This window comes from Agrobacterium sp. V1 (assembly GCF_030518355.1).
In the GTDB taxonomy this organism is placed as follows: domain Bacteria; phylum Pseudomonadota; class Alphaproteobacteria; order Rhizobiales; family Rhizobiaceae; genus Agrobacterium; species Agrobacterium cucumeris.
Map to the genome: position 1 here is coordinate 284,355 of NZ_JAULSF010000001.1, position 18,839 is coordinate 303,193.

The window sequence follows — 18,839 nt, forward strand, 5'->3', positions numbered from 1 at the left end:
TTTGCAACAGATTAAAGTCCTTATCCCATGCCCGATCTTCTGCTTGAACTTCGCTCCGAGGAAATCCCCGCCCGCATGCAGCGCAAGGCGGCGGGCGATCTGAAGAAACTCGTCACCGATGCCTTGGTGGAGAGAGGGCTGACCTATGAGGGCGCGCGCGAATATTGGACGCCGCGCCGCCTGACGCTGGATATTCGCGGTCTCAACGCCCGCTCCGCCGATGTGCGCGAAGAAAAGAAGGGCCCGCGCACCGACGCCAATGAAAAGGCCATCGAAGGCTTTTTGCGCGGCGCCGGCCTCAATGATATCTCGGAAGCCCAGGTCGTTTCCGACCCGAAGAAGGGCGATTTCTACGTCGCCATCATCAACAAGCCCGGCCGCCCGGCAGAAGAGATCATTGCCGAGGTGATGCCCGGCATCATCCGCTCCTTCCCCTGGCCGAAATCCATGCGCTCCGGCCCGGCCTCCATGCCGAAGGGTTCCAGCTATGCCGGCATCGAAGGCAAGGGCTCCGAAAGCCTTCGCTGGGTGCGCCCGCTGCAATCCATCGTCTGCCTGTTCGGCCCCGAGCATGACGAGACGCAGGTCATTCCTTTCGTGATTGACGGCATCGTCGCCGGCAACGTCACCTATGGCCATCGTTTCCATGCGCCTGGCCCGATCACCGTGCGCCGTTTCGAGGACTATGTCTCGAGCCTTGAAAAGGCGAAGGTCATTCTCGACGCCGAGCGCCGTAAGGATATCATCCTGCATGACGCCAAGGATCTGGCTTTCGCCAATGGTCTCGATCTGGTGGAAGACGAGGGCCTGCTGGAAGAAGTCTCCGGCCTTGTCGAATGGCCGCAGGTGCTGATGGGCACTTTCGAAGAGGATTACCTGCAGATCCCGGCGGAAATCATCCGCCTCACCATCAAGACCAACCAGAAGTGTTTCGTCACCCGCAATCAGGGTGCGGAAGAAGGCCTTTCCAACCGCTTCATCCTGATCTCGAATATCGAGGCGAGCGATGGCGGCAAGGAAATCATCCACGGCAATGGCAAGGTCGTGCGCGCCCGCCTGTCGGACGCCCGCCATTTCTGGAACCGTGACCAGGGCGATCTGCCCGATCTCGACACCTTGAAGGATTCGGCCGCGAAATTCGGCCTCGATCTTAAGAAGCCGCTCGACCAGCGTATGGCGAAGCTCGATGCGCTGAACGTGACGTTCCATGCCAAGCTCGGTTCTCAGGGCGAACGCGTTACTCGCATCCGTGAACTGGCGAAGGCGCTGGCCCCCGTCGTTGGTGCCGATGAAGCGCTGGTGGACCGCGCCGTCGTGCTGGCCAAGGCTGACCTGCGCACCGAAGCCGTCGGCGAATTCCCTGAGCTTCAGGGCCTGATGGGCCGCAAATATGCGGCGCTGCAAGGCGAAAACGAAAGTGTAGCCGCGGCCATCGAAGACCACTACAAGCCGCAAGGCCCTTCGGATCGCCTGCCGGCCGACAAGGTGGCGATCACGGTCGCGCTGGCCGACAAACTCGATACCCTCGTGGGTTTCTGGGCCATCGATGAAAAGCCCACCGGTTCCAAGGACCCCTTCGCTCTGCGCCGTGCGGCTTTGGGCGTGGTGCGGATTATTCTGGAGCGGAATGTTCGGCTGCCAATAGCGGACATTTTCGAACCATGGCTAAAGCACGTTACGGAAAACGTGACTTTCGCGAAAAATCCGGATGACGTCATGTTCGAAGTGGAGGCTGATCTTCTGGCCTTCTTCCATGATCGCCTGAAAGTCTATCTCCGCGACCTCGGTGCCCGTTACGATCTGATCGACGCCGTCCTGACGCCGGCATCCGATGATCTCCTGTTGATCGCCCGCCGTGTCGAGGCGCTTACCGCCTTCATCACCGGCGAGGATGGCCGTAACCTGCTGGCGGGCGCCAAGCGCGCCACCCAGCTTCTGGCCGCCGAGGAAAAGAAGGGCACCGTGGTTGCCGATGGCGTCTCTGAAGAGCTGCTGAAGCTCGACGCCGAAAAGGCGCTTTACGCGGCGATCAAGTCTGCCTCTGCCGATGCCGCGAAGGCTGTCGAAGGTGAGGATTTCCGCTCGGCCATGCAGGCGCTTTCGACGCTTCGTGCGCCGGTCGACAAGTTCTTCGAAGATGTGCTCGTCAATGACGAGGATGCGGCCATCCGCGCCAACCGTCTGGCGCTGCTGAAGGCCATCCGCGAGGCAACCGGTACGGTTGCGGATTTCTCGAAGATCACGGGGTGAGGGGATTTCGGGGTGGCTGCTGAGTTAGCGTCTGCGGTTTACCCCCCTCTGTCCTGCCGGACATCTCCCCCACAAGGGGGGAGATCGGCAAGAAGAGCTCTCCCCATAAAATTCGCGACGTTGCAAGTGGTCGAGAGGTTGCCACGATTCGATCTCCCCCCTTGTGGGGGAGATGCCCGGCAGGGCAGAGGGGGGTAACTTAGGCCTCCGCTCGTGCAGGATGATATTCGATTGACCCAAACGCCTCCCAAAATCCTCATCAGTGCCTGCCTCCTCGGCCAGCCCGTCCGCTATGACGGCCAGGGCAAACCCCTGTCCCACCCCGCAATAGAGCGCTGGCGAAGTGAGGGCAGGCTGGTGACGATCTGTCCGGAAATGGCGGGTGGCATGTCCGTGCCGCGTCCACCGGCAGAAATCGAGAGGGGTGCGTCCGGTCTCGATGTGCTGGAAGGCCGCGCCCGCGTGCTGGAAGTCACCGGCGGCGATGTCACGGCGCAATTTATCGCCGGCGCGGAAAAGGCGCTGGCCTTCGCCAAGGCCAATGGCTGCACCCACGCGCTTTTGATCGACGGCAGCCCGTCCTGCGGATCGCTTGCGATCTACGACGGTTCGTTTTCCGGCCTCAAACATCCGGGCAACGGCGTGACGGCGGCGCTGCTCGAAAAAGCCGGTATTGCCGTATTTTCACCTGCTGATATCGATCGCCTCGATGCCCTGACCCGCTGAAATGAGTCGCTGCAACTACGGCATCGCCTGCTTCCCGACGTCGCAAATACTCTCTGCCGTCATCCTCGACCTTTAGGCAAGGATCCACAATGCAATCTGGCCATGGGTCCTCGGGTCGAGCCCGGGGATGACGCCGAATATGTAGGGAACGTTTTGGAGAGCATATAAAAATGCCGGGTCTGTGCCCGGCATTTTTGTTTCAATCGCATGAGACCGTTCGGGGTCACCCTGCCATACGCATCTGCTCTGCCATGCCGTGAAGCTGGTGGCCGGAGGAGACGCGGAAGCCGCGGATGAGGTTCAGCAGTTCTTCGGTGTCCACGGCCAGCGCTTCGGCCGAAGCCGTGGTTTCTTCCGCCATGGCGGCATTGTGCTGGGTGGCGACGTCGAGCTGGTTGAGGGATGAGGAGATCGAGCGCAATGTCGTGTCCTGTTCGGCGGCCGAATGGGCGATCTTGCTGACGATCTCGTTTGCGGATTTGATCTGGTCCGAAATGCGTTTCAGCGCATCGCCGGCCTCTCCGACAAGACGCACGCCGTTTTCCACCTGGGCAGAAGAACGGGCGATCTGGTCCTTGATTTCCTTGGCAGCGGCGGCGGATTTCTGCGCCAGTTCGCGCACTTCCTGCGCCACCACGGCAAAGCCCTTGCCAGCCTCACCGGCACGTGCTGCCTCCACGCCGGCATTCAGCGCCAGAAGGTTGGTCTGGAAAGCAATGTCGTCGATCACGCCGATGATGTTCGAAATCTGGTCGGAAGATTGTTCGATGCCGCTCATCGCTGATATCGCCTCTTCCACCACCCGGTCGCTGCGCATGGTCTCCGAGCTGACCGTGGTGACGCGTTTGGCGGCGTCGGCAGCGCCTTCGGCCGTCTGGCGCACTGCAACGGTCAATTCGTCCAGCGCCGCGGAGGTTTCTTCGAGGTTCGCGGCCTGCCGTTCGGTGCGCTGCGAAAGCTCGTTGGAGGCCTTGCGGATTTCCTCCTTGGAACCGCCAATATCGATGCTCTTGGAGTTCACCTTGGCCATGGCGGCGTCGAGATGGGTCAGGGCCTCGTTGAAATTGTCGCGCAGCGCCGCATAACGGTTGCCGAGATCGCCGCAACGCACGGTCAGATCGCCGCCCGCCAGCTTCTCTAGCGCCTCGCCGATGGTGGTGACGACGCGGGCCTGCAATGCGGCTTCGTCGCGCTGCATGTCGAGATTGTTCTGGCGCTCGGTGTCGAGCTGGTTCTGCTGTTCTTCCTGCCGGCGCTGCATGGCGTGGCGCTCGCGCACCTTGTCCTGCAGCGAAGCGGTGGCCTTGGCCATCATGCCCACTTCGTTGGTGAGACCGGTGTGAGGAATGGTGAGCGAGACGTTTTCATTGGCCACTTCACCAAGCGCACGGTGAATATCGCCGAGCGGTTTCGAAATGCCACGGATGACATAGAAGGCGGCGGCAAGCGCCAGCACGAAGATGGCGGCACCGATGGACAGCGCCTTCATCACCTCGCCGCGAACCTGCGCATTCAGATCATCGATATAGACGCCGGTCGCGACCACCACCTGCCAGGGTTCGAATGCAAGCGCATAGGAACTTTTGGCGTAGTCATTGCCTTCCATGCCGGGCTTCGGGCCATAAAAACTCGTCTGGCCGCCGCCGTTGCGGCCAAGCCGCACCAGCTCGTCACGATAAGCGAAGCCCTTGCTGTCTGGTTTGCCCTTGTAGTTTTCGCCAACCCGCTTGGCATCGGGATGAAACTTCATCGTCACGTCATAGTCGTAACCGAACAGATAGCCATCAGGGGTGAACCGCATGGCGCTGACGGTGGCGTAAGCCTGTTTCATGGCTTCTTCCCGCGACAGCGTTCCGGCCGTTTCCTTGTCATGGAAGGATTGCAGAATGGAAATGGCCGATTGCACCTGCGTCCGCAGCATGCCGTAGCGTTCCTCATAGATCGCATCGGTGGCGGATTTCAGCTGGTAAAAGGTCGCTACGGAGAAAGCGGCCATAAGGGCCACCACGAGCACGATCAGTTGACGGGAGATGGAGAGATTCTTCATGGGCGCTCACAAACGTTTTGCGTCGCGGCCTTGAAAGGCCGCGAGCTGCCGAAGTTTCGGAAATGGAAAGGGCGCCTGATGCGCGGTGATGGACCTGAAAAGCGAGCGTCCGCCCCAGGCCTCATATTGTGCTGCATTGCACCATGAAGTCACTTAGCGACCAAAAATTTGAATAAATATTTAATTAGCGAAAGCTTTATCAGCTTGGCTGACAGAATAACGGCCGGAAAATATATTATTCCCCGAATGGTTGCCGAGACTTACGATAAATACAGCAATGACGCGATTATTTGACGTTTGTCAGGAAGGTGCGCCTAGTGCTGCCGTCAGTTGCCACGCAATTTGAAATCCGGGAATTCGGGTGCGGCGACCACCGAAGCGCTGGCTGGAGCTGCGGCATTATCGGTAGAGATTTCCTTGACGCCGGCGGTCGTCGTCGTCACGTCGATACCGGCAGGTGTCGAAACCGTTTCTTGAGGATGCGCCACGGGTTCGGCATCGTCATAGGTTGCGATTGCGGAGCTGGAGGTTTCCGGCATCCATGCGGGATTGGTGCTGACGAAGGTGACCGGCGCACCGCCGAGCCATGCCTCGGTGCGGATGAGTGTGCGTTTGCCATCGACTTCGCGCATTTCGGTGTGTTGCGTGCCCGGCTCGATCGAAGGAATGGCATAACCCTGCGCTGTGGTCTTGTCTTTAACCGGTTCACAGTCCGTGCAGTCACGGCGAATGAAGCTGCCATTGCTGGTATGCACGCCATTGATATATTCGATGGAAGACGCCATGGCCGACCCGCTGGTCAGCGCGATAATGGCTGTCAAAAGAAGACGACGCATCGAAAAACCCCCGAAATAACCGCAAAACCCGTGGCTCAGGCACGGCGCGTCATTCAATATTCGGGCAAATATTACTGGTCTTTCGTTTCCATCGGGTCAGCAAACTTGGTAAAAATTGAACGAAATATTCGCTCCATCACCGTTTGCTGCAAGTATCAGGCCTTTTCCCGGGCCACGGCCTGCCAGCCGATATCGCGGCGGCAGAAGCCGTTTTCCCATTCGACCCTGTCCGTGAGTGCATAGGCGCGTGCCTGCGCCTCCGTCACGTCTTTTCCAAAAGCGGTGACGTTCAGCACACGTCCGCCGGTTGCGACGAGTTTGCCGTCCTTCAGTGCCGTTCCGGCATGGAAGACCTTCGCCTCCGCGCTGGCCTCGGGAACATGGGCAATCGGCGTGTTCTTGTCGTAAGCGCCGGGATAACCTTTGGAAGCCAGAACGACAGTCAGCGCCGCATCATCGCGCCATTCCGCCTGCACCTTGTCCAATGTGCCGGTGGCGGTGGCGTAGAGGATCGGCAGAAGGTCGCTCTTGAGGCGCATCATCAGCACCTGGCATTCGGGATCGCCGAAGCGCACATTATATTCGATCAGTTCCGGGCCTTTGGCGGTGATCATCAGGCCGGCGAAGAACACGCCCGAGAAGGGATTGCCGTCCTTGGCCATGCCTGAAATCGTCGGCTCGATGATCTCCTTCATGGTGCGCTCCACCATGGCAGGCGTCATGACGGGGGCGGGGGAATAGGCGCCCATGCCGCCGGTATTCGGGCCGGTATCGCCATCGCCGACGCGTTTGTGATCCTGCGCGGTTGCAAGCGCCAGCGCCGTCTTGCCGTCCGAAAGGCAGAAGAAGCTCGCTTCCTCACCATCGAGGAAGGCTTCCACCACCACTTCGGCGCCGGCCGTGCCGAAAGCGCCATCGAAACATTCGTCGATGGCGGCAAGCGCTTCCGCTTCCGTCATCGCCACGGTCACGCCCTTGCCGGCGGCAAGCCCGTCCGCCTTGATGACGATCGGCGCACCCTGTTCACGAACATAGTTCCTGGCCGGTTCGGCGGATTTGAAACGCTGGTAAGCGCCGGTCGGAATATCGTAACGGGCGCAGAGATCCTTGGTGAAGCCCTTCGAGCCCTCAAGCTGGGCAGCGGCCTTCGAAGGTCCGAAAGTGGCGATGCCGGCGGCACGCAGGTCATCCGCGAGACCCGCCACCAGCGGTGCTTCCGGGCCGATAACGACGAAGTCGATCGCCTTTTCCTTTGCAAAGGCGATGACGGCGGCGTGGTCTTCTACGTTCAGCGCCACCAGCGTCGCGTGGTCGGCAATGCCGGGATTGCCGGGGGCGGCATAAAGCGCATCGAGCAGGGGAGACTGGGCGATTTTCCACGCCAGCGCATGTTCGCGTCCGCCGGAACCGATCAACAGAACTTTCATGGTCAACACCCCTGCAAATTCGCCAGTAACCTTGTGTCAGGGGCGTTAAGGGCAGGGGGGCGAAAGGTCAAGACGAATATATGGCGATTGTCGCGCATTGAGCCTGCGAATAGAGGCTGCAAATCCCTCCTGCGTCATGCCGGACTTGATCCGGTATCCAGCCACGGCGCGTCTGCGCCGTGAAGGGAGTCTTTTGCGATCAACGACTTGGTCGCACTGGACCCCGGGTCAAGTCCGGGGTGACGGTGTGCGGATGGTGCCGTTCTGCCGCAGAAATCGCTTTTCGAGACGCCGCAGTCACTACGAAGAATCGCCTGTCTTTCCCCTGAAGCCAGCCTTTCCTGTGGAATCGTAGATGCCTCTTGTTGTCACGCCACAATCAGACATTATGTTCGCCGCTCCAGACGCCACATCAGAGAACCTCATGACCGCAGATAATGCCCGCCTCGCCACGCTCATAGCCTCCGAAATCAACGCCCGCCCCGATCAGGTGAAGGCGGCGGTGGGCCTGCTGGACGAGGGCGCGACCGTTCCCTTCATCGCCCGTTACCGCAAGGAGGTGACCGGCGGCCTTGATGACACCCAGCTTCGAACGCTGGCGGAACGCCTTGTCTATCTGCGCGAACTGAATGCGCGCCGCGCCTCCATCGTCGAGACCATCAACGGTCAGGGCAAGATGACCGACGCGCTGATGGTCAAGATCATGCAGGCGGGCACCAAGGCGGAACTGGAAGACCTTTATCTGCCCTATAAGCCGAAGCGCCGCACCCGCGCAGAAATCGCTCGCGAACGGGGTCTCGGTCCGCTGGCGCAAGCCATCTGGGATAACCGCGCCAGCGACCCGGCAAAGCTTGCGGAGGCCTATATCAAGGGCGAGGTAGCCGATGTGAAGGCAGCGCTTGAAGGCGCGCGCGACATCGTCGCGGAAACCATGACGGAAAACGCCGATCTCCTCGGTCGGCTGCGCGACTATATGCGCCAGAACGCCATTTTCCGCGCCAAGGTGGTGGATGGCAAGCAGGCGACCGGCGAGAAGTTCTCCGACTATTTCGATCATTTCGAACGCTGGGCAACCGTGCCGGGCCACCGTGCGCTCGCCATGCTGCGCGGCTGGAACGAGGAAGTGCTGACACTGACGATCGATGTCGATGCTGATGATCCGTCGCCGGTCAAGCCGGCTCAGCGCACCGTCGCTGCCGCCTTCGATATCCGCAATGCCGGCCCTGCCGATCAGTGGCTGATGGAAGTGGCGGGCTGGACCTGGCGCGTGAAGCTCTCCATGTCGCTGTCGCTCGATCTCATGCGTGAAGTGCGTGAGCGGGCCGAAGAAGAGGCGATCAATGTTTTCGCCCGCAATCTGAAAGACCTGCTGCTGGCTGCACCGGCGGGTTCCCGCGCCACCATGGGTCTCGATCCCGGCATCCGCACCGGCGTCAAGGTGGCCGTGGTGGATGGCACCGGCAAGCTCCTGGAGACCACGACGGTCTATCCTTTCCCGCCGAAGAACGATGTGCGCGGCACGCAGGCGGAACTCGCTATGCTCATCCGCAAGCACAATGTCGAGCTGATTGCCATCGGCAATGGCACCGGCAGCCGCGAGACGGAAAAGCTGGTGGCGGATCTTCTGGCGCAGATGCCCGCTTCGGCTTCCGGCACAAAACCCACCAAGGTCATCGTTTCGGAAGCGGGTGCATCGGTCTATTCCGCTTCGGAACGGGCGGCGGCGGAATTCCCCAATCTTGATGTTTCCATCCGCGGGGCCGTCTCCATTGCGCGCCGCCTTCAGGATCCGCTGGCGGAACTGGTGAAGATCGAGCCGAAATCCATCGGTGTTGGCCAATATCAGCACGATGTCGATCAGGGCCGCCTCAGCCGCTCGCTTGATGCCGTCGTGGAAGATGCGGTGAACGCCGTCGGCGTTGATCTCAATACGGCCTCGTCGCCGCTTCTGGCGCGTGTGTCCGGTCTTGGCAGTTCGATTGCCGACGCCATCGTCGCCCATCGCGATCAGACAGGCCCCTTTTCAAGCCGCAAGGATTTGCTGAAGGTACCGCGGCTTGGCCAGCGCACTTTCGAACAATGCGCCGGCTTCCTGCGTATTCCGAACGGCAAGGAGCCGCTGGATGCGTCTTCGGTTCACCCGGAAGCCTATGGTGTGGCGAAGAAGATCGTTGCCGCCTGCGGCCGCGATCTGCGCACGTTGATGGGCGACAGCGCCACGCTGAAGGGTCTCGACCCGAAGCGCTTCATCGATGAACAGTTCGGCCTGCCGACCGTCAAGGACATCATCGCCGAGCTGGAAAAACCCGGCCGCGACCCGCGCCCGAGCTTCAAGACCGCGACCTTTGCAGACGGTGTGGACGAGATCACCGATCTGAAGCCGGGCATGTTGCTGGAAGGCACCGTCACCAACGTTGCTGCGTTCGGTGCGTTCGTGGATATCGGCGTGCATCAGGATGGGCTGGTGCATGTCTCGCAGCTTGCCGACCGTTTCGTGAAAGACCCGCATGAGGTCGTCAAGGCGGGCGATGTCGTTAAGGTCCGAGTCGTTGAAGTGGATGTGAAACGCAAGCGCATCGGTCTCACCATGCGCAAGGATGGCGGTGAGGCAGCGCCTCAGCCGATGCGTGAGAAGGGCAATGCCAGCGCCATGCGCCACGCGACATCCAAGCCGAAAGATCGCAACGAGGGGTCGCAATCCGGTGGTGCTCTTGCCGCCGCCCTGGCTGAGGCAATGAAGCGACGCTGACCTAGGGTTGAAATGATTTTTTACCGAAAAGCCCTGCCGGATACCCCGGTGGGGCTTTTTATTTGATGAAATCGTTCAATTTTTTTGAAATAAGACTATCTTGAAACTTGTGCCGAAAGGAATACGGTCAGCAAAATTGATAAGTGAGACTTAGCAATTGGGGGTGCCATGGCGTCGTCTCTGCATGTTCTTCTCGAAAAGATAATCAAGATCGGTGATCTTGCCGTCCACAGCCCGCAGGGTAGCCGCACATTTGGCGACGGCACTGGAAAACGGGTGGTTCTGAATTTCACCGACGAAGCCGCCATGCAGGAGATCGCTGCCGATCCTGCATTGAAACTCGCCGAAATTTATATGGAAGGCCGTATGACCATCGCCGAGGGCGATATTTACGACTTTCTGGCGCTGGTCAAAGGCAATACGCTGAGCGAAGCCTTGTCCTTCGGCATGGTCTGGCGCGGCATGGCGCGCATCATCGCCGCCCGCATCAAGATGCATCTGCCGGTCAATCACAACAAGAGCAACGTCGCCCATCATTATGATCTCAGCGCCAAGCTGTTTGACCTCTTCCTTGATGAGGACTGGCAATATTCCTGCGCTTATTTCAACCCGCCCGGTATCAGCCTCTATGAGGCGCAGGTTGCCAAAAAACGGCATATCGCTGCCAAGCTGATGACCGAACCGGGCCAGAGCGTGCTGGAGATCGGTTCCGGCTGGGGCGGCATGGCGATGTATGTCGCCGAAAGCGCCGGTGCCGATGTGACGGGCATCACGCTCAGCGAAGAGCAGCTGCGTGTTTCCCGCGACCGGGCGGCAAAACGCGGTATCGCCGGCAATGTCCGCTTCGAATTGCAGGATTACCGTTATCTGCCCGCCTCGAAGAAATATGATCGCATCGTCTCCGTCGGCATGTTCGAACATGTCGGGCCGACGCATTATCGCGATTATTTCGACAAGGTGGCGGAGGTGCTCGATGACAAGGGCGTGATGGTACTGCACTCCATAGGTCAGCCCTATCCGGCACTGGCGACCAACCCCTTCATCGAAAAATATATTTTCCCCGGCGGCTATATACCTTCGCTTGCCGAGGTGCTGCCGGCGATCCAGAAGTCGGGGCTGCTGGTGAAGGATATCGAAATTCTGCCCATGCATTATGCCCATACTCTGCGGCACTGGCGAGAACGTTTCGTGGCGCGCAAGGCCGAGGCGATCGCACTTTACGACGAGCGCTTCTTCCGCATGTGGGAATTTTATCTTGCGGGGTCGGAAATGGCCTTCACCCATGAAAATTTCCATATTTTCCAGATCCAGCTCGCCAAGGATCGCGATGCCGTGCCGCATAATCGCGATTACATCGCCCGCAATGAGGCGAAGCTGCTGGAGTTTGAAAAGACCCGTCCACCGTTGGAGAAGGTAACGTTCTAGGGCTTGGGCATTCTCCACCGTCATGCCGGACCCGATCCGGCATCCAGCTAGGGGAAGTCCTTGGGCTGAAAAGTGTCTTCCCGCCGCGCCGACGCGTGTCGGCTGGATTCCGGCTCAGGGTCGGAATAACGGAAGAGGTAGTCGCCAGTTTTCTTCCTGCGCTGGTTAATGGAATGGAAAGACAATCCCTCTAATTCTACGGGCACCTGTCTGTATTGCGTTTCTGGGGTTCTTTTCATGTTCAAGCCATCAGCGGCAGTCGCCGCCTGTGTCCTGTCGCTTTTTGCTGTGGGCAACGCCCATGCCGAAGGCTGGTTTTCCGGCGACTGGTATCTGAAGCTCGGCGGTGCGGGTTTCACTGCGCCGAAATATCAGGGCGATAACAAGAATGAATTCGGCTTCTCGCCGATCATTTCACTCGGACGTCAGGGGCAGGGCGCGCGCTTCACCTCCCGCAACGACAGCGCCTCGATCTCGCTTCTGGACAATGGTCCGATCAGCATGGGTCTTGCCGGCAAGCTGGTTTCTCCGCGTGACGAAGGCGACTCTTCCGATCTGAAAGGCATGACCCGCATCAAGCGCGGTGGCGAGCTTGGCGGTTTCGCCGAAGCCTATCCGACCGACTGGCTGCGCGTTCGTGGTGAAGTCCGTCAGGGCATCCGCAGCCACAGCGGCGTGGTCGGTGATGTTGCCGTTGATGCCTTCACCGATATCGCCCCTGGCATCCAGATTTCCGCCGGCCCGCGCGCCACATGGGTGAGTAGCAAATATAACGAGCGCTATTACGGCGTCAGCGCGGCGCAGACAGCTGCCGGCGCGCCTTCGCCCTATAGCCCGGGCGGTGGCCTTCATTCCGCCGGCATCGGCGCCGCCATCACCTGGAAGGTTACCGAGAACGCCGAAGTCGGTTCGTTTGGGGAATATCGCCGCCTGACGGGCGACGCCGCCGACAGCTCGCTGGTGCGCGAGCGCGGTTCGAAAAACCAGTTCATCATCGGCGTTCAGGCAAGCTATAAATTCAATTTCTCGCTGCCCTGAGGTAGATGAACGCGTTGTTTGGAGATTGAAAACCCGCAGCATTCTGCTGCGGGTTTTTTCTATCCAAATAATCGGTGTCATCCTCGGGCGTGACCCGAGGATCCATTGATTTCAACGGGTGGTGGATCCTCGGGTCAAGCCCGAGGATGACAGTGGAGAGGTGAGGCGCTTTGCCGGTCGCCCGAGGGCAAATCACCAAAAACCGCGCATCTTTGCACTTTGAAAACCGTTCCGATTTTCCCGCCAATGCTGTAGAACCATCCCATGGTTCACCACAGCGATTTATCAGGCCGCGTTTCCGACGCGCCATCCAATAACTGGGTCTATCGGATTTTGCCGAGGTCCCTCTGGCCCTATGCGCAGCTCGCAAGATGGGATCGCCCCATCGGCTGGCAATTGCTGATGTGGCCGTGTTTCTGGTCCGCCGCCCTTGCGGCCAATGCTGCGACGGTGAGCGGCGGCTTTTCCTGGGGCACGCTGATCTGGCACCTGGTGCTGTTTTTCATCGGATCGGTGGCGATGCGCGGTGCCGGTTGCACCTATAATGATCTGGCCGACCACAAGATCGACATGGCCGTGGCGCGCACCCGTTCCCGGCCGCTGCCATCGGGCCGCGTGACCCGGCTGCAGGCCAAGGTCTTCATCGTGTTGCAGGCGCTTGCCGGATTTCTGGTGCTCTTGCAGTTCAACAGCTTTGCAATCGCGACAGGCATCTTCTCGCTGATCTTCGTGGCGATCTATCCTTTTGCCAAGCGCTTCACCAACTGGCCGCAATTTTTCCTCGGCCTTGCCTTTTCGTGGGGCGCGCTGATGGGCTGGGCCGGGCAGTTCGGATCGATCGCCTGGCCGGCTGTCCTGCTTTATGTCGGCTCCATCGCCTGGACGATCGGTTATGATACAATCTACGCCCATCAGGACAAGGAAGACGACACGGCAGTCGGCATCGGTTCGACCGCCCTGCTGTTTGGAGAAAACACACATCGCTGGCTGGTTTTTCTTTATGGCACAGCCCTTGCCATGATCGCCCTGTCCTTCTGGGGCGCGGGCGTTAACGTCATTGCCTATAGCGGCCTTGCCGCTGCGGCCATCATGTTGTTCCGCCAGGTCTGGGTGCTGGATATCGACGACGTCGAGCAATGCCTCGTATTGTTCAAATCCAACAACCGTGTCGGCGTGATGATTTTTGCCGGCCTCATCCTGCCGCTTCTGCTGGTGTGAACCACCGGAATAAAGATACGAAAAAAGCCCGGCCGCATTGTTGCGCGCCGGGCTTTTGATTGTCTTGCTGAAGGTTATCAGCTGCGGGCGATGATTTCCTTGCCCTCGATCTTCATGCTCATGCCGAGCGAGCCGGTGGAGCGACGAACGAGGAAGCGCGGGCGGCGATCGGCGAAATAGGAATGGCGGCGGCGCGGGCGGGTATTCTGGGTGCGCACCTTGCCGAGATGTTCTTCCAGCGGGCGGGCAACGCCATCGGCTTCCACCATCAGCATGGGAATGCGGTAGGCTTCAGACCAGCTGCGCCAGTCGGCGGCGATATCGCAGAGATCATGGGCGACCAGCAGCGGAACGCAGAGATCCGGATCATCATGGTGAAGTTCCAGCGTCACGGTTACCTGGCCGTCGCCATGGTCGATGGCGCGGGCGGCAACGCCCTTGAAGGCGCGGGCTGGCAGGGCGAAAGACAAAGGCAGGCCGGAAGAGGACAGAACCTTTCTCAGAACGGCGCCCCGTTCATCGAGCGTCACGGCGACGTCGGTCGTGCCGTTACCTTTTCCATAGGTGACCTGTTGCGGAAAACGTGCCGGGTCGAGTCTGAGTGTGGCAACGGCCCAGTCGGGCTTCAGAACGGTCTTGGTCATGTTTAATCTACCCTTGTTTTACCTGAGAGCCGGTTTCCGGTCTTCTCATCGGGACTTTTCGTCCTCTGATGTCAGGAGATTATCCGCCGCATGTTCGAGACTGCTTAAAAATCGCGGTTAAGAAAACTTTGCATTCCCAAATGGTTAGCAAAACCCACTGTGGCATGGTTTCGTTTGCGTAAAGCCGATTGAGACAATGCGGTTTTTATCATCCCTGAAAATGTGCTCTTTCAAGCTCCGGGCAAGCAGCGTCATGCATAGTCCTGCCAAGGCTTGCCGTGCGTCCGGATGGGGCGTGATGGGTGGATTTAAAAACCGGAACCTCGATGCTCCCGAAGGGATGCGCGATGTTCCAGAGGACATTCAGATGGTATCGACGTATCTCAGCTACGACCTCATCAACCGCGATATGAAGACGAGCATCTCGCGCGTGGCGCAGCAGGGTCTCATCGAGCGGCAGACGAAATATTACAAGGAAAACATCGGCAATGTGAAAAGCGTTGACGAGTTCCTGAATAATTATCAGCTCTATTCCTACGCCATGGATGCCTTCGGTCTCGGTGAGATGACCTACGCCAAGGCCTTCATGAAGAAGGTTCTGGAAAGCGACCTGAACGACCAGAACAGCTTTGCCAACAAGCTGACCGATGAGCGCTACCGCGAATTCGCCGCAGCCTTCAACTTCACGGCGTCGACGAAGACCGTCCAGACGGAGGCCCAGCTCGACAAGATGATCGGGCTTTACGGTACGTCGATATCTGATCTCGATAACAGCCTTTCGGAAGAAACGCGTTATTACAAGGCGATCATCGGCTCTGTCACCAATGTGGATCAGCTGCTGCAGAATGACAGGGCCCGCGCCTATATTTTCCAGGTCTTCAGCATCGACGAGAAGACCTTTACCTATGCCCATATCCGCGGATTGATGACGAGTGACATCGCCGATCCCGATAGCTATCTCAACCAGAAATTCGGTGCCGCCTATAATGACGCGGTCGAAAAGCTGGCGATGAAAGGCAATATCGAACTGCACGGGCAGGTCACGGCCCGCATCACCGCCATCGACACCTCGCTTGCGGGGACAGATCTGACCACCGAGCAGCGCACGGCGCTCGAGGCGGAAAAGGTGACGAGGCAGGATCAGCTGACGCAGCTTGAAGCCGTGTTGCCACCGAAGAGCGAGTGGCAAGCGAAACTCGCCGCAATCACGGCGGAGCAGACGAAGCTGTCGAACACCGTCACGCAATATAACAAGATGGCGCAGCTTGCGGCCGCCTTCGAGTTCAAGAACGACGGCACCGTGGCCGCCGGCGGAGCGCAGAAGGCCGACAACGTCAAAGTGATGACGGATGCCTATATCGCTAGCGCGCCGCGCGTGACGCCGACGGTCGCCACCCTGCACAGGGATTATTTCGAATCGAAGATCGGCTCTATCAAGACGGTGGCCGAACTGACCTCGGATGCACGCCTTCTCAACTATATAAAGGTTGCTTTCGATCTGAACGATGTGACCATCGTCAAGGCGACGATCGAGAATATTCTGACCAGCGATCTGAGCGACCCGAACAACTACATCGCGACCTTCGGCAAGAACGACAAACGCTACATCGCCATGAGAAATGCGTTCAACTTCCAGGCGGACGGAACGCTTGCCGCCGGCACGACGCCCCAGACGACGTTGCAGACCGCGACCACCACCAACGGCTATATGACCCATTATAACGACAAGGATGACGCGGCCGACGCGAATGCGCTCAAACTGTTCAAGAGCGACATAAAAAGCGTCACATCCGTCAAGGACTTTCTCGACAGCAGCGCGGTCTATAACTACGCGCTGAAGTCGGTCGGTCTCGATCCGGCCAAGGTGAATGTTTCCGATATCCGCAAGGTCCTTACCAGCGACCTGCAGGACAAGAAGAGCTACGTCTATACGCTGAAGGACGAGCGCTACGTCAAGCTGGCGGAGCTTTTCAACTTCAAGTCCGACGGAAGTTTGGGGTCTCCCGTTCTGGCCCAGTCGGAAATCGAAATGCAGACCATGTCGGCTGACTATATCAAGAAGAAGTCGGCTTTCGGCACGGAGAAGGACAAGGAAGCGGCCAAGAAAGAGGCGGCATATTTCACCGCCGAGATGCAGAAGGTCAAGACGCTGAAGGACTTTCTGGCCAATGATCGCCTGACGAAATTTGCGATGGAATCACTGGGCATCGATCCGAAAACCGTGACGAAGGAGCAGTTGGGAAAGATATTCTCGTCCAAGCTGGATGACAGCGAAAGCTACGTCAACAAGGAGATGGATCCGGTCTTCCGCCGTCTCGTCACCGCCTTCAACTTCGATACGGACGGTAATATCCTTCGCGAAGACCGCAGCTTGATCCAGACGCGGCGTGGCCTTTACGAGACGCTGGACAATTACCTGACCCAGACGCTGGAAACGCAGGCGGGTGAAGAGAATGCCGGCGTGCGCCTGGCGCTCTATTTCAAGCGCATGGCGGCGGGAACGACGTCCTATTACTCCATCCTCGCCGACACTGCGATCCAGAATTTCATCAACACCACCTTTGGTATTCCCGATGAACTCGGCAACGCCCCGGTCGATACGCAGGTGTCGATGATGAAGAAATATTTCGACATCGAGGATTTTCAGGACCCGGAAAAGGTCAAGAAACTCGTCGCCCGTTTCACCATCATGTACGATAACGCACAGAATACCATGGATCCGATCATGATGCTGTTTAATGGCAGCGGCTCGGCGGGTATCAGCGGCGAAACGCTGCTGGCGGTCGCGTCCCTGCGGGCGCGGTAAGGGGATCACGCAAACGCGCAACAGAAAGGCCGGAACTTACCCCGGCCTTCGTATTTGTATTATGCGTTCACCACCCCGGCAGCATGTGCCCGGCGCGCAGGCGCGGCATCTTCGGATAGGTCTTCACGTCACTGTCCATCTCGTCGGCGACGTTCATCGGCGAGATATTGTCGAGGCAGGCGGTGATGTGGTCGGTAATCGCATTCACCAGCGAGGGGGAGAGGCCCGGCCGTTTCATCAGGCCGATCTGCACCGGCGGTAGCGGTGGGAAACCGTCGGCGGCGGTCAGAACCTTCATGCCGGTGCGCAACGCCGATTCCGGCAGCACCGAGACGGCCATGCCGGCCAGCACGGCGGCGGCCACCACCGTGGAAGACCAGCTGGTGAACAGAACCTGATAATCCCGCCCGTCGGCATCAAGCGCCGAACAGGCAAGCTGCCGCCAGTGGCAGTCGCGCCGGCCGACGGCAAGCGGCACCGGCGCGTCATCCTTCAGCGGATGGTTGGCGGAAGCGACCCAGCAGAGCGGTTCGGTGCGCACCACATCCGAAGAGCGGGCGCGGGGATTGTGGGTGACCAGCGCAATATCCAGCTCGCCGCGCGCCATTTTTTCGGCAAGGCTGACCGAAGGTTCGCAGACGATGTAAAGCTCGACATTCGGATGGGTCTTGGCGAAACGGCCGATGATTTCGGGCATATAACGGTCGGCATAGTCATCAGGCGTGCCGATGCGCAATGTACCTTCGAGCCGGTTGTCGTCAAAGGCGGCGATCGCCTCGTTGTTGAGGCGGATGATACGACGGGCGTAATTCATCAATTTTTCGCCTTCCGCCGTCAGGCGGTTGCCACGCCCGTCCTTGGCGAAAAGCTGTTTGCCGATCCGCTCCTCAAGCCGCCGCATCTGCATGGAGACGGCGGATTGTGTCTTGAAAACGCGGTCGGCGGCTTTGGTGAAGCTGCCCGTATCGACGATGGCGATGAAGGTGTGCAGCTGATCTATATCGAGAGGTGCGGACATGGATGGTCATCCATCAGAATGATTGATGTCTTACATTAGAAACATTCGTTGGACTGATCAATAGTCTTGCGACATTTTGACTTCAAGCAAATCAATCTCAACCACGGGCCGGCGAAACGTCAGGCCCCAACCCAAGGCAGCTTCTCGCGCGTGGTGCGTCGGGGGCGGTGCCGCATCGTGCCGTTACGGAAGGATAAGTGTCATGCGCACGGCAGAACGGAGAATGGAACTGGAATTTGCAACCACAAGGCAGAGCGACACCCTGCGTCGCATCGTCTTCGGTGGTGCTTCGGCCGTGAAAACGTTTTTGCAGCGCATTTACAATCGTATCGTCGCCAATGGGCTGACCGAGCTTGACGACCGCCTTCTCGCCGATATCGGTCTGGCGCATTCGGACGTGCGGGACGCGCTTAATACCGGCCTGTTCGAAGATCCGACCGCTCATCTGACCCGCGCCGCACGCAAGCGGGCAGTGACACGGTTCAAGACGCCGTAAACCAAGTTTGCGCAGTTCCAGCGGGCCTCCAGCGGCTAGAACTGCTTCGAACCGAAGAGTTTTCCCCGCAGGGTGATTTGCCAATAGCCCTGCCTTTGCCCGGTGTCAGGCCCCTAGGCCGCGCCGGGCTTTTTTGTGGCTGCGCTTTGCCTGCTTTTA

Annotated in this window: 13 protein-coding genes; 8 read left to right on the forward strand and 5 right to left on the reverse strand. The window is 59.1% G+C overall.

The genetic code is table 11. The features are described 5' to 3' along the window. Nucleotides 1–27 precede the first annotated feature (27 nt). Both glyS and QSV77_RS01360 read left to right on the forward strand, forming a co-directional pair. Nucleotides 28–2,250, forward strand: a complete 2,223-nt coding sequence (gene glyS, locus QSV77_RS01355; RefSeq protein WP_302732299.1) for a glycine--tRNA ligase subunit beta — start codon at nt 28–30, stop codon at nt 2,248–2,250. A gap of 231 nt (nt 2,251–2,481) precedes the next feature. Further along, a complete protein-coding gene (locus QSV77_RS01360) occupies nt 2,482–2,976 on the forward strand; it encodes a DUF523 domain-containing protein (RefSeq protein ID WP_302732300.1) in 495 nt (164 codons plus the stop codon). Between the two features lie 223 nt (nt 2,977–3,199). Here QSV77_RS01360 and QSV77_RS01365 read toward each other — a convergent pair whose 3' ends face one another. The 3 genes from QSV77_RS01365 to purD all read right to left on the reverse strand — a co-directional run bounded on the left by QSV77_RS01365 (nt 3,200) and on the right by purD (nt 7,286). Further along, complete coding sequence (locus QSV77_RS01365) at nt 3,200–5,023, reverse strand: methyl-accepting chemotaxis protein (RefSeq protein ID WP_269698609.1); 1,824 nt, start codon at nt 5,021–5,023, stop codon at nt 3,200–3,202. A gap of 326 nt (nt 5,024–5,349) precedes the next feature. Further along, nucleotides 5,350–5,859 carry a plant virulence effector HPE1-like domain-containing protein gene (locus QSV77_RS01370; protein WP_302732301.1) on the reverse strand — a complete coding sequence of 170 codons (510 nt, stop codon included), beginning with the start codon at nt 5,857–5,859 and terminating at the stop codon, nt 5,350–5,352. Nucleotides 5,860–6,014: 155 nt separating this feature from the next. After that, nucleotides 6,015–7,286, reverse strand: a complete 1,272-nt coding sequence (gene purD, locus QSV77_RS01375) for a phosphoribosylamine--glycine ligase (RefSeq protein WP_302732302.1) — start codon at nt 7,284–7,286, stop codon at nt 6,015–6,017. 424 nt (nt 7,287–7,710) lie between these two features. Here purD and QSV77_RS01380 point away from each other — a divergent pair, with 424 nt between their 5' ends. The 4 genes from QSV77_RS01380 (at nt 7,711) to ubiA (ending at nt 13,716) form a co-directional block, all read left to right on the forward strand. Next, on the forward strand, nt 7,711–10,035 hold the full coding sequence (locus tag QSV77_RS01380) for a Tex family protein (protein ID WP_302732303.1): 2,325 nt from the start codon (nt 7,711–7,713) through the stop codon (nt 10,033–10,035). Nucleotides 10,036–10,203: 168 nt separating this feature from the next. After that, nucleotides 10,204–11,460 (forward strand): cyclopropane-fatty-acyl-phospholipid synthase family protein, encoded by a 1,257-nt coding sequence (locus QSV77_RS01385; protein WP_269698605.1) that lies wholly within the window; start codon nt 10,204–10,206, stop codon nt 11,458–11,460. A 237-nt stretch (nt 11,461–11,697) separates the two neighbouring features. After that, complete coding sequence (locus QSV77_RS01390) at nt 11,698–12,498, forward strand: MipA/OmpV family protein (RefSeq protein ID WP_302732304.1); 801 nt, start codon at nt 11,698–11,700, stop codon at nt 12,496–12,498. Nucleotides 12,499–12,762: 264 nt separating this feature from the next. Continuing rightward, a complete protein-coding gene (gene ubiA, locus QSV77_RS01395; RefSeq protein ID WP_302732305.1) occupies nt 12,763–13,716 on the forward strand; it encodes a 4-hydroxybenzoate octaprenyltransferase in 954 nt (317 codons plus the stop codon). A 77-nt stretch (nt 13,717–13,793) separates the two neighbouring features. On the opposite strand, the gene QSV77_RS01400 is transcribed toward ubiA, so the two are convergent. Next, complete coding sequence (locus QSV77_RS01400) at nt 13,794–14,360, reverse strand: DUF6101 family protein (RefSeq protein WP_142839137.1); 567 nt, start codon at nt 14,358–14,360, stop codon at nt 13,794–13,796. A 367-nt stretch (nt 14,361–14,727) separates the two neighbouring features. Here QSV77_RS01400 and QSV77_RS01405 point away from each other — a divergent pair, with 367 nt between their 5' ends. Further along, the gene (locus QSV77_RS01405) at nt 14,728–17,166 is read left to right on the forward strand and encodes a DUF1217 domain-containing protein (RefSeq protein ID WP_142839138.1); all 2,439 of its coding nucleotides are present in this window, start codon (nt 14,728–14,730) and stop codon (nt 17,164–17,166) included. A 67-nt stretch (nt 17,167–17,233) separates the two neighbouring features. Here QSV77_RS01405 and QSV77_RS01410 read toward each other — a convergent pair whose 3' ends face one another. Continuing rightward, a complete protein-coding gene (locus QSV77_RS01410; protein WP_142839139.1) occupies nt 17,234–18,184 on the reverse strand; it encodes a LysR substrate-binding domain-containing protein in 951 nt (316 codons plus the stop codon). 202 nt (nt 18,185–18,386) lie between these two features. Between QSV77_RS01410 and QSV77_RS01415 the strand changes: the two genes are divergently transcribed. Then, nucleotides 18,387–18,680, forward strand: coding sequence for a DUF1127 domain-containing protein (locus tag QSV77_RS01415; RefSeq protein WP_302732306.1), 294 nt, complete (start codon nt 18,387–18,389; stop codon nt 18,678–18,680). Nucleotides 18,681–18,839 lie beyond the last annotated feature (159 nt).

Excerpts from the sequence above, each read along its gene's own strand:
- QSV77_RS01365 (WP_269698609.1), bottom strand. The coding sequence starts at position 5,023 with ATGAAGAATCTCTCCATCTCCCGTCAACTGATCGTGCTCGTGGTGGCC.
- QSV77_RS01405 (WP_142839138.1), top strand. The coding sequence starts at position 14,728 with ATGGTATCGACGTATCTCAGCTACGACCTCATCAACCGCGATATGAAG.
- purD (WP_302732302.1), bottom strand. The coding sequence starts at position 7,286 with ATGAAAGTTCTGTTGATCGGTTCCGGCGGACGCGAACATGCGCTGGCG.
- QSV77_RS01390 (WP_302732304.1), top strand. The coding sequence starts at position 11,698 with ATGTTCAAGCCATCAGCGGCAGTCGCCGCCTGTGTCCTGTCGCTTTTT.
- QSV77_RS01380 (WP_302732303.1), top strand. The coding sequence starts at position 7,711 with ATGACCGCAGATAATGCCCGCCTCGCCACGCTCATAGCCTCCGAAATC.
- QSV77_RS01400 (WP_142839137.1), bottom strand. The coding sequence starts at position 14,360 with ATGACCAAGACCGTTCTGAAGCCCGACTGGGCCGTTGCCACACTCAGA.
- ubiA (WP_302732305.1), top strand. The coding sequence starts at position 12,763 with ATGGTTCACCACAGCGATTTATCAGGCCGCGTTTCCGACGCGCCATCC.
- QSV77_RS01415 (WP_302732306.1), top strand. The coding sequence starts at position 18,387 with ATGCGCACGGCAGAACGGAGAATGGAACTGGAATTTGCAACCACAAGG.
- QSV77_RS01410 (WP_142839139.1), bottom strand. The coding sequence starts at position 18,184 with ATGTCCGCACCTCTCGATATAGATCAGCTGCACACCTTCATCGCCATC.
- QSV77_RS01385 (WP_269698605.1), top strand. The coding sequence starts at position 10,204 with ATGGCGTCGTCTCTGCATGTTCTTCTCGAAAAGATAATCAAGATCGGT.
- glyS (WP_302732299.1), top strand. The coding sequence starts at position 28 with ATGCCCGATCTTCTGCTTGAACTTCGCTCCGAGGAAATCCCCGCCCGC.
- QSV77_RS01370 (WP_302732301.1), bottom strand. The coding sequence starts at position 5,859 with ATGCGTCGTCTTCTTTTGACAGCCATTATCGCGCTGACCAGCGGGTCG.